The following is a 12,921-nucleotide window of genomic DNA, read 5'->3' as shown; positions in this document are numbered from 1 at the left end:
TCTGGCACTCCTGCGCCAGGGTTATGTGGTCTACAGCAATGCCGCCAAGGAGGAGATGCTGGGGGTGCAAGGTGCGACCCTCGCACGCCACGGTGCCGTTTCGGAAGCGGTGGTGGAAGAGATGCTCGAAGCCGCTCTCGGGCAGGCAGAGCTCGCGGTGGCGGTGAGCGGCATTGCCGGGCCGGGTGGAGCGGTGGCGGGCAAGCCGGTGGGTACCGTTTGCCTTGGCTGGGCAACACGCGAGCAACAGCGGATCTGCACTCTGCACTTTGCCGGCGATCGTTGGGCGGTCCAGTATGCCGCTGGCAGCGTCGTACTCGGTGGCTTGCTTACCTTACTGGCGGAAAAGGCTGGGGTATGAGATTGCGGCAGCGTTGGGGAGATTGGTCTCACTGCAGGCCTCGGGTAGAATGACCGAATATTCGCTCGAGGAGAGGCAAATCATGGATGACCAACGCAGCAAGGCCTTGGCGGCGGCCTTGTCCCAAATCGATCGGCAGTTTGGTAAAGGCACCGTCATGCGCCTTGGCGAGCAGAGCGCCATCAAAGACATTGCCGTGTATTCGACGGGCTCCCTTGGTCTCGACCTGGCCCTTGGCGTTGGTGGCCTGCCGCGCGGGCGAGTGGTCGAGATCTATGGCCCGGAATCCTCGGGCAAAACCACCCTGACCCTGCACGCGATTGCCAGCTGTCAGGCCGCAGGTGGGACGGCGGCCTTCATCGATGCCGAGCACGCCCTTGACCCTGGCTATGCGCAAAAGCTCGGCGTCGATCTCGAAAACTTGCTCATATCCCAGCCCGACACTGGCGAGCAGGCCTTGGAAATTGCCGATATGTTGGTGCGCTCTGGTGCGGTAGACCTGATCGTGATCGACTCGGTCGCTGCCCTTACCCCCAAGGCGGAAATCGAAGGAGAAATGGGAGATTCCCACGTCGGCCTGCAGGCGCGGCTGATGAGTCAGGCACTGCGCAAGCTCACCGCTAATATTTCGCGCACCAATACGCTGGTCATCTTCATCAACCAGATTCGCATGAAGATTGGTGTCATGTACGGCAGCCCGGAAACCACTACCGGCGGCAATGCCCTCAAGTTCTATGCCTCGGTGCGCCTTGATATCCGTCGTGTGGGCGCCATCAAAAAGGGTGACGAAGTAGTGGGCAACGACACCCGCGTCAAAGTGGTCAAGAATAAGGTGGCGCCACCATTCCGCGAAGCGGAATTTGCGATTTATTATGGCGAGGGTATTTCGCGGCTGTCGGAGTTGGTGGATCTTGGCGTCAAGTTCGATATCCTCGAAAAAAGCGGTGCTTGGTACAGCTACGGTGCAGAACGAATCGGGCAGGGCAAGGACAACGCTCGCCAGTATCTCAAAGAGCATCCGGAGCTTGCCAAGGCTATCGAAGACAAGGTACGCGCTGCGGCTCTGGGCCACCCCTTGGCCTTTGCAGAGGAAATGCCAGGGCTCGCCGAAGCCGAGGAATGAGCGAAGCCGAAAGCGCTGTCGAGGCGGCCGCCCTGCGCTTGCTGGCGCGGCGGGAATACGCCCGGGCGGAGCTGCGGGCGCGCTTGCTGCGTCAGTTTGCCGCGGAACTGATCGACCCGGTGCTTGCCGGTTTGGAAGAACGCGGATATTTGAGCGACGCCCGATTTCGGGCTGCGCGTATGCGCAGTCGGGCGGCGCGCGGGCAGGGGCCCTTGCTGGTGGCCAATGACTGGCGCGCAAGTGGGGCGGGGGAGGATCGCGCCCTGCTCGACGAGGTCGATTGGCTGGCGCTGGCGCGGCAGCTCCTGCGCAAACGTTTTGGCGACGAAGCACCCACGGACCGCAAGGAGTGGACGCAGCGGGCGCTTTTTTTTGCAGCGGCGCGGGTATCCCGCAGAATTGATTCGCAACGTATTGAAAAATTGGGAAGTCATTGCAGATGGGGATTGACCCCGCTGCCTCAGCCACAGGGAGTCGCATGAAGTCAGCAGCCATCCGTTCCGCCTTTCTGGACTTTTTTGCCAGCCAAGGGCATCAGATTGTGCCCAGCAGTCCCCTGGTCCCGCGTAACGACCCGACGCTGCTCTTCACCAACGCCGGTATGGTGCAGTTCAAAGACACCTTCCTCGGCCTCGAGTCGCGCCCCTACCAGCGCGCTGTCAGCACCCAGCGCTGCATGCGGGCGGGGGGCAAGCACAACGACCTCGAAAATGTGGGCTACACCGCGCGCCACCATACCTTCTTCGAAATGCTCGGCAATTTTTCCTTTGGTGACTACTTCAAGCGCGAAGCGATTCAGTTCGCTTGGGCTTTCCTCACCCAACGCCTCGGCTTGCCGGCAGAAAAACTCTGGGTGACGGTCTACGAAAAAGACGACGAGGCGGCAGCAATCTGGCTCGACGAAATGGGTATCGACCCGCAGCGTTTTTCCCGCTGTGGCGATAAGGACAACTTTTGGAGCATGGGCGACACTGGCCCCTGCGGGCCTTGCTCCGAAATTTTTTACGATCACGGCCCGAGTATTCCCGGTGGACCTCCCGGAAGCCCGGAAGCGGATGGCGATCGCTATATCGAAATCTGGAACTTGGTGTTCATGCAGTATGATCGCGATTCCTCCGGCACTCTTACGCCCTTGCCGAAGCCCTCCGTCGACACCGGCATGGGTCTCGAGCGCTTGGCGGCGGTGTTGCAGGGGGTGCATAACAACTACGATACCGATGTCTTTCAGCCCTTGATTGCGGCAGCGGCAGAGATCGCTGGCGTGCCCTACGGCCACAATGCAGGCACCGACACGAGCCTACGGGTGCTCGCCGATCATATCCGCGCCTGCAGTTTTCTCATCACCGACGGCGTCATGCCGAGCAACGAGGGGCGGGGGTACGTGCTGCGACGCATCATTCGTCGCGCGGTGCGGCACGGACGTAAACTCGGAATCGAGGATGCTTTCTTCTACCGCCTCGTTGCCCCCTTGGTGCTGAGCATGGGGGAGGCCTATCCCGAATTGCGGCAGGCGCAACAAGAGGTGGAGCGCCAACTGCGGCGGGAGGAAAGCAAGTTCCGCGAGACCTTGCAACGCGGCCTCGACCTGCTCGACGAAGCCATCGCCAAACTCCCAGCCGGGGCGCCGATTCCTGGCGAAGTCATCTTTCGCCTCTCGGATACCTTTGGTTTTCCTGTTGATCTTACTGCCGATATCGCTCGTGAACGTGCTCTCGAGATGGATATGGCGGGTTTTGATGCCGCCCTCGCCGAACAGCGGGAGCGCTCCCGCGCAGCGTGGTCGGGCAGTGGCGCCGTCAAAGCCGAGCGGGTATATCACGACCTTGCCATGCAGCTGCCGGCAACGGAATTTCTTGGGTACGGCGGCTGCGATGGTGCCGGTCGCGTAGTCGCCCTGCTGCGCGGTGGCGCCGTGGTCGACACCTTGCAGGCGGGTGAGGAGGGTGCCGTCATTCTCGACCAAACCCCGTTTTACGGGGAATCCGGCGGCCAAGCGGGAGATCGCGGCATCCTCTTTCATGGTCAGGAGCTCTGCTTTCGGGTAACCGACACGCAGAAGCCCGTACCCACGCAAATAGTGCATCTCGGTACCCTCGAGCGCGGTAGCATCCGCGTTGGCGATATCCTGCAGGCCTCCGTCGATGCCGCGGCGCGCGCGGCCACGGCAGCGCATCACTCCGCGACCCATCTTCTCCATGCGGTCTTGCGTCGACGCTTGGGGGCGCATGTTCAGCAAAAGGGCTCCCTGGTTACTGCCGAGCGCCTGCGCTTCGACTTTAGTCATCCCGAGGCCTTGGGGCACGAAGAACTGCAAGCCATCGAGCGCGAAGTGAATGCAGCCATTCGCGCCAATGTCGTCGCAGAAACTCGCATCTTGCCCCTCGCCGAGGCGCAAGCCCTGGGCGCCATGGCCCTCTTTGGCGAAAAATATGGGGAAGAAGTTCGCGTCGTTCTCCTCGGCGAGCACTCCTTGGAATTTTGCGGCGGGACCCATGTGGCTGCCCTGGGGGAGATTGGCGTTTTCAAGATCCTTGGCGAATCGGCAGTGGCTGCCGGGGTGCGGCGCATCGAGGCGGTGGCCGGAGAGGCTGCCCTGCGCACCATTCAACAAGACGAAGAGCGCCTGCGCGCAGCAGCGGCTTTGCTCAAGACGGCGCCGGCAGAACTCGACCAACGCCTGGCGCAGACCCTCGAACGGTTACGGCAGCTGGAAAAAGAATTGGAGCGCAGCCAACGCGAGCGTGCCAGCTCCGCCGGCAGCGATTTGGCCAAAAAAGCGGAGCGCATCGGCGAAGTCCCAGTGTTGCTGCAGCGCCTCGACGGCATGGACGCCAAGTCTTTACGAGAAGTTCTCGATACCCTGCGATCACAGCTCAGCACCGGCGTGATCGTGCTCGCTGGTGTCGTCGGCGACAAGGTGTCGCTGCTCGCCGCCGTCAGCAAGGATCTGCAGAATCGAATCCATGCTGGCGACCTCGTCAACGTTGTCGCCCAACCTCTTGGTGGCAAGGGGGGCGGTCGCCCGGATATGGCGCAAGCCGGCGCCGGTCAGCCCGAGGGGCTCGACAGCGCCATGGCAGAGGCAAAGAGCTGGCTACGAGATAAACTCGCCTCGTAGCCTACGCTCGATCTCCGTCTCTTACTGATTTTGCCAGTCTCGCCCGTGGTCTGGGTGATGGCCGTCCGGGCCACGACCTGGGCGCGGCCCATCGGGACGGCCATGCTCCTCGTGCGGACCCTGCGGACCGGGACGCCACTGTGGTCCGGGCTGGGGCGGGCGACCGTGCTCCGGCCCGTGGGGACGATACTGAGGCGGCGGTGGTGGCAGAGGGTGCTGCTGCGGGCGGAACTGACGCCAGTGCGGGTCACGGGCGTGGTATTCCGCTTGCCGTTGCAGCTGTGGCCACTCCCGCGGCGACCAGCGACGCAGACCCGGCGGTGGCGCCGGAATGGGATGCCAGGGGCCGCGATAGGCAGGGCCGGCCCACCAGCGGTTGCCGTAAAAATAGTAGTAGCTGGAGCCCGTATAAAAGATTGGCTGCTGGCTACCATAGGCGGCATAGACGCCAAGTTCAGGCAGCCAAACCATCAATGGCGGCGCGGCCAGAACGGGCGTTGGATAGCCAACGATCACCGGAGCGGTGCCGACGTTGATCTGCATGTCTACCGGCTCGGCAGCGGCCAAGTTGGCGCTCGATAAGCAGACCGCAGCCAAAACCGCTGTTGAAAAAGCCATTTTTGTCATCGTATTCTCCTCCCCTCAGGAGACTGTCGTTGGTCAAAAGACGAAGTTCTGCGCTATGCTCTTCGCCGTTGCTAGGCCACAGCATAGGGCTTTGTGGTCAGAAAGCGAGTGTCGAATTGTGAGCATTCATGAAACTCCTGGTAACAGCGCATGCTGACCATTGCTGAACTGGAGCAGTTACTTCTGGCTACTGCGTCGGGCGACCAGCGCGCCTTTCAGCGCTTTTACGACGCGACTTCGGCGCATCTGTATCCCGTGGCCTTGCGTATTCTTCGGGAAGAAGGGCGAGCAGCAGATTGTCTGCAAGACGCTTTTCTCAAGATTTGGTTGAAGGCAACGGACTACCAAGCGGGTCGTTCGCCTCTTGCTTGGGCGGCGGCCATTGTGCGGTATCAGGCCATCGATGTATTGCGACGCTTCCCGAGAGACGAACCCGGCTGGGAAGAGCCGGACTGGGAGCGTGAGGAGTGGGGAGACGATGGCGAACAAGCGGCCCTCTACCCTGCCGAACGTCGGCGATTGGAAGATTGTTTGCAGCATTTGTCGGCAGAGCAGCGGCAGGCGATCGTCCAAGCCTTTTATCGCAGCTCCACCTATGAGGAAGTGGCGAGTCATTTTGGGGCTGCATTGGGCACCGTCAAGAGTTGGATTCGTCGGGGGTTATTGATTTTGAAGGATTGTCTGCAGCATGAATCTGCGTAAGGATCCGCAGTTGGCGGAACAGCTGGCGGCAGCCTATGTGCTCGGTAGTCTGCGCGGGCGCGCACGGCTGCGCTTTGCCCGCCTACTGCAGCGGGATGTCGTCTTGGCGCAGATGGTTGCGCGCTGGGAAGACAAGCTGCTGCCAGCCCTGCTTCCGGCCCGCCCGCGACCAGTTCCGGCGCGCGTGTGGCACGCCATCCGGGCGGAGTTGCCGGTTTCGCCCAAAGCCGTGTCGGTGATGTCGGCACCCCTACCTTGGTGGCGCCGTACGCTGGTGTGGCAAGGCCTCAGTGCTGCTTTTGCGGTGGCCTTTGTTGTGCTTTGGCTATGGCCCAGCAGCCCGCAAATGCCGATGATGGCGGTAGTGAACAACAGCCAAGGCGAGGCGACCTGGGTATTACATGCCAGTGCACACCACATGCGCTTGGTTACTCTGCGCCAAACGCCAATTCCGGCAGGGAAATCCTTGCAGCTTTGGGCTATTGTGCCAGGCCAAGAGCCTGTTTCCATGGGCTTACTGCCCACCCAGGCAGGCAAGACACCGGTCCTTGCGGTGCCCGATCATCTAAATCTGCGTAAGGCGCAGCTTTTGGCCGTTACCCTGGAGCCAGCAGGCGGCTCTCCCACTGGCCAGCCCACGGGCCCTATCTTGCTCAAGGCAACGCTGATTACCAGTTGAGCCCTGCATCTCGATCCGTACGGCTTGCGTAATAAGAAATGATGACTGTGGTCATCGCAACATGTTTTCAAACCCATTCGGCAGGAGATTCTCATGCAAGATGATACTCAGTTTGGCGGTAACCGTCGGGATTTTCTAAAGAAAAGTGCGCTTTTTGGACTGGGGCTGGCTGCTGCCGGTAATCTGGTGCTACCCGCTACGGCGCGGGCCGCTGACATGGCAGGAAGCAGCGAGAGCCACGATCTGGGCATTCTCAACTTTGCCCTCAACGCCGAGCATCAAGCCATTGCCGCCTACCAGGTTGGTGCCGACAGTAAGCTTTTGAAGCCCGGCGCCTTGAAGCTCACCCTGCAATTCCAGAAGGATCACGAGGCGCATGCCGATGTACTCGCCGAGACCATCAAAAAGATGGGTGGCAAGCCGGTGGCTGCCAAACTGCCGCTGACTGCCTCGATGGCTGATCTGGCCAAGGCCTGGGGCTTTCCCGTAGCCAAGTTGAAGAATGAGGCGGATGTTTTGCACTTTGCTGCTGGTCTCGAAATTGGTGCTGCCAAGGCCTATTTGGGTGCCGTCAAGCAGTTCAGTAATCCCGAACTGGCACACGCAGCGGCCAATATCGAGGGCGACGAGGCCATGCATTTTGCCACCCTGCGCTACGCGCTGGGCATGAACCCCGTGCCCGCGGCCTTCATTTCCGCCATGCCGAACGACTGATATCCCCGCGTACCGGCAAGAGGGACGCTGTGGCGTCCCTTTTTTATGTTGTTGGTAGGCGCAACGCCATCCCCCCGGCGATGAGTGCGCAGAGCAAAATGACGAGGGCCATGGGGACGGCGCTGGGGATAGCAATCAAGCCAACGCCCATGGCGGCGACGGCGGCGCTGGCAAATTGTAGGCTGCCGAGGAGGGCGGAGGCCGTGCCCGCCTGTTTGTTCTGGGAATTCATCGCCAACGCCATACTGTTTGGCGAGACCAAACCGATGCTGGCCACGTAGAAAAAGAGCGGGATCAGCAGTCCGGGCAAGCCGCTGGACGGAATTAGGCTGGCAGTAAACAGTAGTGCCGCCGCAACAAACTGTACCAGCAAGGCTATCCGCAAGAGTTTGCGGGGCGCATAGCGCCGATGTAGGCGTCGATTGAGTTGGGAAAGGATGATCAAACCAAGCGCATTGCCGCCGAAGATCCAGCCAAAGACATCTGCCGGGATATGATGCAGATCGATAAATACGAAGGGGGAACCGGCAATATAGGCAAACATACCAGAAAAACTTGCTGCCAAAATGATGGCATACGAACGAAACTGTGTATCGCGCAACAGTGCGGCAAAGCGCGTAAAAATCGCCACAATATGCAAGGAATGAGTAGGATCGCCGCGATGTCCGGGGGGAAGCAGGGTCGCACTCGCGAGCAGGCTCAGCGTGCCAAAGGCCGCAAGCAGTAAGAATATGGATTGCCAACCGAAGAAGAGGAGCAGATAGCCGCCGAGCAAGGGTGCAAAAATTGGGGCAACACCCATCACCAAGATCATGCGCGCAAAGATATGCGCCGTTTCCTCGGGCGGAAACAGATCGCGGACCAGGGCACGACCAATCACTGGTCCTGAGCAGGCGCCAATCCCCTGCAGGAGTCGAAAGATAGCCAACCAAGAAGCGCTTGCAGCGAGGGCGCAGGCAATAGAGGCGGCTATGTAGAGCGTTAGCGCCAGGAGCAAGGGCCACCGCCGTCCGAACCGATCGCTAACGGGGCCGAGCAAGGCTTGCCCGCCCGAGAAGCCGATAAAAAAAGCCGCCAGACTCAACTGAATCGCCAAAGCATGGGTATGAAATTGCTGCTGAAGAGTCGGCAGGCTGGGAAGATACATATCGATGGATAGAGCGCCAAAAGCACTCAGGCTGCCTAACAAGAAAATGCTGCGACGTGGGTGCACAGATGCGGTCAAAAGAGGTAATCCAGTGATGCGATGCGTGAGGATACCACAACATTTTTATTTGTCATATTTTCCTGATTTATAGAAATTCATGATTTATTTTTGACAGACCTCATTTTTCGTTGATAGCCTGAAGGCGAGTTCACGGAAACAAGAGGTGAGGATTATGAAAAAAGCTCCTTATATTGCAGCGGTGACGATGTTGCTTCTGTTGGGTACAGGGACGGCGCTGGCCAATACCAGTGCTGTAGTCAGCGGCGTACCTAGTAAGGTAAATCATCAAGAGATGCAAAATTTTACTAAGTCTATCAAGAAAATCGAGCCAATTGATGCCAAGGCACACGCAGTTCTCACCAACGATAGTCTGGATAGTGCGGCAAAACACCAAAAATTGGCAGTCTACAACAAGCAGATAAAAGACGTTTTGGCGGACAATCATCTCACCCCGGAGCGCTATGAAATGCTTCTGCACAAAGCCGAGACTGACAGGGCCTTTGCGCAGCGCACGGAAAAAGCGCTGCACGCAGAGAATTGAGATCGTATCCCAGATTGCCCCGGTATACCGTGGCAATTTTTTACGCAGGCTTTAGGCAGGCAAAAAGGGGTAATCATTATATCCCTTTGCTCCAGGCGTATAGAAGGTGCTGGGGTCGGGAGTGTTGTAGGGGCCTCCGCGACGGATTCTGGTGGGAAGGTCGGGATTAGCTAAAAACAGGGTCCCAAATGCTACGGCGTCTACCATTCCCGCTCCTATGGCAGCACTGGCTTCCTCCGGAGTGTAGCCCATATTGGCGATAAGGATGCCCTCATACTGCTCGCGGATGGGAATCAGGACATCGCCGTGTTGCTGGTTGGCAAAATCTCCGCGCATCACGTGCAGGTACGCAAGAGAGTAGTCGTTAAGTCGCTTTGCGAGCCAGGTGAACAGTCCAATCGGATCGCTGTCGCGCATATCATTGAAGCTATTGAGTGGCGAAACGCGCAAGCCAACACGACCCGCTCCCCATACGGCAATCACCGCCTCGAGAACCTCCAGCAAAAGCCGCGCGCGGTTTTCTTGGACTCCGCCGTAGGTACCGTTGCGGTGATTGCTACCGTCGCGTAGAAATTCATCGAGCAGGTAGCCGTTGGCGCCGTGCACCTCGACACCATCAAAGCCAGCGCGTAGCGCATTTTTTGCCGCCGTGGCAAAGCCTGCAACAATTTCTGGTATTTCTGCATCGTCCAATGCGCGCGGCACTGTGTAGGGCTGTTTCCCCTTGGGTGTGTGTACCTCCTCGCCCGCAATGGCAATGGCACTGGGGGCAACGGGCACGGCGCCTTCGTTGAGATCTGGATGGCAGGCTCGACCACCATGCCAAATCTGCAACGCGATGCGTCCGCCCTTGGCGTGTACGGCATCCGTAACCTTTCGCCAACCCGCCACTTGCGCCTCGGAGTGGATGCCCGGCTCGTGCCAAAAAGCGGAGCAACCCGGCATGGCCATGGTGGCCTCTGCAATGAGAAGGCCAGCGCTGGCGCGTTGGGCGTAGTGCTCTGCCATCAAATCGCCGGGAACGTGCCCATCCTCGGCGCGGCAACGGGTCAAGGGCGCCATCAAGATCCGGTTGGGCGCTGCGATGGCGCCCATCTGCAAGGGGGTAAAAAGGTCGGTCATCTGTTACCTCATGGTTGTGTTCATAAAAATGAATGAAATCGAATCGTTGTGCGAAGAAATGCTCCCTGCACTATGCTTCACAAGCGGCCACGCCGGCTGGTAGAGGCGACTAGCTTCGGCTGACCGCCTGTAACCTCTCGACCATGGTTAATACCAACTGCTCGGTATGTAATTCTACGCGCAAGGAGGCGACGATGAAAGTCGGATTTGTCGGATTGGGACAGATGGGCGCGGGGGTATGTGCGAGGACTTGCTGTTACTGATGCATTTTCTCGCTCGGACTACCCGCAAAATAGCGCGTTGAGGTCGAGCGGACAGAGCCGTTTCGTAGACCGAGAGGATGGACTCCGCGCGTAAGCGGAGCGCTTGGGTTTACTGAAGAGCATCATTACAACTTACTTTGATTGACTTGCTTTTTAAGAGCTCGCCCTCCAAGGCATTGCTGATTGCCGGCGAACTCCCGCTGTCATCACTTATGGGCCTTCCGAAAGGTGAGATTGATACGTTTTTCCCCCACGAGGGGGTGCTCGCCCACTTTCACGGGGACTATGCCATGGTAGTGGAGGCGCGTTTCAGCGCCCCAGATGAGAACATCGCCATGCGTAAGTAAGATTTTCTGCGTCGGATCGGTGCGTTTCTTCCCACCCCAAAGAAAAGTCGCCGACAAACCAAGTGAAAAAGATACGATGGGTGCCAGGAAATCCTCCTCGTCGCGATCTTGATGCAGGCCCATCTTGGCGCCAGGGGCGTATACATTGATTAGGCAGGCATCGGGGAGAAATTCCGGATACCCGGCTTGGGCAGCCGCCTTCGTGGCCAGTTCGGCGAAAAGTTTGGGCAGGGGCGGCCATGGCTTTTTGGTCAGAGGATCTTCCGCTTCGTAGCGGTAGCCGCGTCGGTCCGAAACCCAGCCCCAGGTTCCGCAGTTGCTCATCTGGGCAGAGAGTGTTTTGCCTCCAGGTGTTTGCATCTGACGCAATGGAGCTTGTGCCCATATGCCTTGTAGCAGCTCCAATACGGTTGGTGCGGACTCGCACGCCCATCGACGCAAAATCATCGCCCCTGGCTCCAAGACTTCGATTGCCGATGATGATGCCGGCGAGATCTCGTCGAATAGATCCGTATTCCCAGTCATGGCAGTTTCAGCTTCGACACTTGAGGACGGTATTATATCGGAAAATTATTTTCAAACTCTGCCCTCATCCATGCGCGCAACATTGGGCAACGTTATGCCGCTAAAATGCATTGCCGCAATAGGTTCTTAATCGCGCGTTGGCTCGGGGCGTATCGAATAAGGAATCATTTAAGGAACGTGTGATCCAGCCCAAAAAGCGCGTCTTGTCCCCAATATCGGCGTAAATACCCTGCTGCCAGATCCTTTACTCCTAGGATTATCCCCTTTTTGGGGAGAGTTTCCGGAATTTGGGCGCTTCAGCCCCTACGCGGCCAGCAGATATCTGCGCAGCAGGTACAAATTCGCCAAGGCAAAGAGCGTGGTCAGCTGGGCGCCGTTCTTCGCCAGTCCCCGATAGCGCGTGCGCCGATACCCAAATTGACACTTTAGCACCCGGAAGGCGTGTTCTCCCTGGGCACGGATTCGGGCAATGGCGCGATTGTAGCGCTTGAGCGCCGCCAATCCCGTCTTCTGCCCAGGATAGCGTCGCCGTGCTATGGCATCCTGTATGCCTCGGGCCGCCAGCGTGTCATGTACATGGGGATAGTCATAACCCCGGTCAGCGAGGACCACCGACTCCTCTCCAGTCAGGAGCCCATCCAGCATCCGATGATCCGGCACCTTGGCCGCCGTGAAGTCCACGGCCTGGACGATGCCCTGGAGATCCGTTGCCACATGCGCTTTCCTGCCGAAGTACCACTGGTTCCCTTTCTTCGTAGAACTCATCTCCGGATCCCGCTTGCGGTCTCGGTTCTTGCTGCACCTCGGCAAAGTCGGCCTGGGCAAGCGCATGGCGCTCCAGTTGGCGGCGGAACTTCCGGATCGTGGTCTCATTAAGAGCGAAGTCCCGACCCAGGTCGATGCCCACGAATTGGCGCAGCAGGGGAATCTCCTAGAGGGCGTCCTCCATCCCCGGATCGGAGTAGCCGAACCATTGGCTCGAGAAAGTGGATCCGCAGCATCCGCTCCCAGGGCATGGGCTTGCGGCCGCTGCCACCCTTGGGATAGTGCGTTGAGTTTTCTTCTGGGGTGTCGATTGGGTGCGACTGATTATCCTCAGTGGTGTTTCAGTCTGGCATCTCGGAGCCGGAATTCGTAGAAGCCTTTTGAGTTGTAGGGCTTTTACTCCGCTTATCGGCGGTAACCTGCTCCTCTTGGACGAGCCCTCCAACAATCTCGACGTCGAAACCCTGCGCGCCCTGGAAGACGCCCTTCGGGAGTTTGCCGGCACGGTGCTGGTCATCTCCCACGATCGTTGGTTTCTGGACCGCATCGCCACCTACATCATCGCCTTCGAAGGCGATGCTCACGTCGAGTTTTTTGGGGCAACTATCAGGAATACGTAGCCGACAAGAAGCGCCGCCTTGGCGACGAGGGCGGGCGGCCACACCGCCTGTGCCACAAGCCCATCGTCCGCGGATAGCGGTGGGTTCCCGACTAGCGACAAGAACCGAGAGCTATTTGCAAGTCTGGTGTATGAGCCTTAGCTAACATGAGTTAGGCGGCGGCCTGTTGAGGGTCCCGGCGGGTTTCGTTGGCGGGTACCCCATCGA

The 12,921-nt window shown here is 59.0% G+C and carries 12 protein-coding genes and 2 pseudogenes; 9 read left to right on the top strand and 5 right to left on the bottom strand.

The annotated features are described in order from the left end of the window. The 4 genes from RTI30_RS08505 to alaS form a co-directional block, all read left to right on the top strand. A partial coding sequence (locus tag RTI30_RS08505; protein ID WP_312283640.1) for a nicotinamide-nucleotide amidohydrolase family protein occupies nt 1-361 on the top strand: 361 nt, incomplete at its 5' end. A gap of 82 nt (nt 362-443) precedes the next feature. Further along, nucleotides 444-1,484, top strand: coding sequence for a recombinase RecA (gene recA / locus RTI30_RS08500; protein ID WP_312261056.1), 1,041 nt, complete (start codon nt 444-446; stop codon nt 1,482-1,484). After that, nucleotides 1,481-1,966, top strand: coding sequence for a RecX family transcriptional regulator (locus tag RTI30_RS08495; RefSeq protein WP_312261058.1), 486 nt, complete (start codon nt 1,481-1,483; stop codon nt 1,964-1,966). The genes recA and RTI30_RS08495 overlap by 4 nt, the downstream gene beginning before the upstream one ends. Continuing rightward, the gene (gene alaS, locus RTI30_RS08490; protein ID WP_312261060.1) at nt 1,963-4,602 is read left to right on the top strand and encodes an alanine--tRNA ligase; all 2,640 of its coding nucleotides are present in this window, start codon (nt 1,963-1,965) and stop codon (nt 4,600-4,602) included. Before RTI30_RS08495 ends, alaS begins: the two co-directional genes overlap by 4 nt. A 21-nt stretch (nt 4,603-4,623) precedes the next feature. Here the strand turns inward: alaS and RTI30_RS08485 are convergent, their stop codons facing one another. Next, nucleotides 4,624-5,229 (bottom strand): hypothetical protein, encoded by a 606-nt coding sequence (locus RTI30_RS08485; protein WP_312261062.1) that lies wholly within the window; start codon nt 5,227-5,229, stop codon nt 4,624-4,626. 150 nt (nt 5,230-5,379) lie between these two features. On the opposite strand from RTI30_RS08485, the gene RTI30_RS08480 reads away from it, so the two are divergent. The 3 genes from RTI30_RS08480 (at nt 5,380) to RTI30_RS08470 (ending at nt 7,324) form a co-directional block, all read left to right on the top strand. Then, complete coding sequence (locus tag RTI30_RS08480; RefSeq protein WP_312261064.1) at nt 5,380-5,931, top strand: sigma-70 family RNA polymerase sigma factor; 552 nt, start codon at nt 5,380-5,382, stop codon at nt 5,929-5,931. Further along, nucleotides 5,918-6,610, top strand: coding sequence for an anti-sigma factor domain-containing protein (locus RTI30_RS08475; protein ID WP_312261066.1), 693 nt, complete (start codon nt 5,918-5,920; stop codon nt 6,608-6,610). The genes RTI30_RS08480 and RTI30_RS08475 overlap by 14 nt, the downstream gene beginning before the upstream one ends. Nucleotides 6,611-6,703: 93 nt before the next feature. Then, on the top strand, nt 6,704-7,324 hold the full coding sequence (locus tag RTI30_RS08470) for a ferritin-like domain-containing protein (RefSeq protein ID WP_312261068.1): 621 nt from the start codon (nt 6,704-6,706) through the stop codon (nt 7,322-7,324). 43 nt (nt 7,325-7,367) lie between these two features. Here the strand turns inward: RTI30_RS08470 and RTI30_RS08465 are convergent, their stop codons facing one another. Further along, nucleotides 7,368-8,549 carry a multidrug effflux MFS transporter gene (locus RTI30_RS08465; RefSeq protein ID WP_312261070.1) on the bottom strand — a complete coding sequence of 394 codons (1,182 nt, stop codon included), beginning with the start codon at nt 8,547-8,549 and terminating at the stop codon, nt 7,368-7,370. 154 nt (nt 8,550-8,703) lie between these two features. Between RTI30_RS08465 and RTI30_RS08460 the strand changes: the two genes are divergently transcribed. Further along, entirely contained in the window at nt 8,704-9,072 is a 369-nt protein-coding gene (locus RTI30_RS08460) for a DUF4168 domain-containing protein (protein ID WP_312261071.1), read from the top strand. A gap of 51 nt (nt 9,073-9,123) precedes the next feature. Here RTI30_RS08460 and RTI30_RS08455 read toward each other — a convergent pair whose 3' ends face one another. The 3 genes and pseudogenes from RTI30_RS08455 to RTI30_RS08445 form a co-directional block, all read right to left on the bottom strand. After that, nucleotides 9,124-10,194, bottom strand: coding sequence for an alkene reductase (locus RTI30_RS08455; RefSeq protein ID WP_312261073.1), 1,071 nt, complete (start codon nt 10,192-10,194; stop codon nt 9,124-9,126). Between the two features lie 469 nt (nt 10,195-10,663). Further along, nucleotides 10,664-11,329: a DNA oxidative demethylase AlkB gene (gene alkB / locus RTI30_RS08450; protein ID WP_312261075.1), complete on the bottom strand. Its 666-nt coding sequence runs from the start codon at nt 11,327-11,329 to the stop codon at nt 10,664-10,666. A 303-nt stretch (nt 11,330-11,632) separates the two neighbouring features. Next, nucleotides 11,633-12,378 (bottom strand): annotated as a pseudogene (locus RTI30_RS08445) (IS5 family transposase); the annotation flags it as partial. A 108-nt stretch (nt 12,379-12,486) separates the two neighbouring features. Here RTI30_RS08445 and RTI30_RS08440 point away from each other — a divergent pair. Beyond that, nucleotides 12,487-12,791 (top strand): annotated as a pseudogene (locus RTI30_RS08440) (energy-dependent translational throttle protein EttA); the annotation flags it as partial. Nucleotides 12,792-12,921 lie beyond the last annotated feature (130 nt).

Origin of the sequence: Candidatus Igneacidithiobacillus taiwanensis (assembly GCF_031962545.1) — a bacterium.
In the GTDB taxonomy this organism is placed as follows: domain Bacteria; phylum Pseudomonadota; class Gammaproteobacteria; order Acidithiobacillales; family Acidithiobacillaceae; genus Igneacidithiobacillus; species Igneacidithiobacillus taiwanensis.
Note: the sequence above shows the minus strand (reverse complement) of the source record. Positions and strands in the feature narration are given on the sequence as shown.

Bases quoted from the DNA above. Each gene is read 5' to 3' on its own strand.
- recA (WP_312261056.1), top strand. From the start codon at position 444: ATGGATGACCAACGCAGCAAGGCCTTGGCGGCGGCCTTGTCCCAAATC.
- RTI30_RS08495 (WP_312261058.1), top strand. From the start codon at position 1,481: ATGAGCGAAGCCGAAAGCGCTGTCGAGGCGGCCGCCCTGCGCTTGCTG.
- alaS (WP_312261060.1), top strand. From the start codon at position 1,963: ATGAAGTCAGCAGCCATCCGTTCCGCCTTTCTGGACTTTTTTGCCAGC.
- RTI30_RS08485 (WP_312261062.1), bottom strand. From the start codon at position 5,229: ATGACAAAAATGGCTTTTTCAACAGCGGTTTTGGCTGCGGTCTGCTTA.
- RTI30_RS08480 (WP_312261064.1), top strand. From the start codon at position 5,380: ATGCTGACCATTGCTGAACTGGAGCAGTTACTTCTGGCTACTGCGTCG.
- RTI30_RS08475 (WP_312261066.1), top strand. From the start codon at position 5,918: ATGAATCTGCGTAAGGATCCGCAGTTGGCGGAACAGCTGGCGGCAGCC.
- RTI30_RS08470 (WP_312261068.1), top strand. From the start codon at position 6,704: ATGCAAGATGATACTCAGTTTGGCGGTAACCGTCGGGATTTTCTAAAG.
- RTI30_RS08460 (WP_312261071.1), top strand. From the start codon at position 8,704: ATGAAAAAAGCTCCTTATATTGCAGCGGTGACGATGTTGCTTCTGTTG.
- RTI30_RS08455 (WP_312261073.1), bottom strand. From the start codon at position 10,194: ATGACCGACCTTTTTACCCCCTTGCAGATGGGCGCCATCGCAGCGCCC.
- alkB (WP_312261075.1), bottom strand. From the start codon at position 11,329: ATGACTGGGAATACGGATCTATTCGACGAGATCTCGCCGGCATCATCA.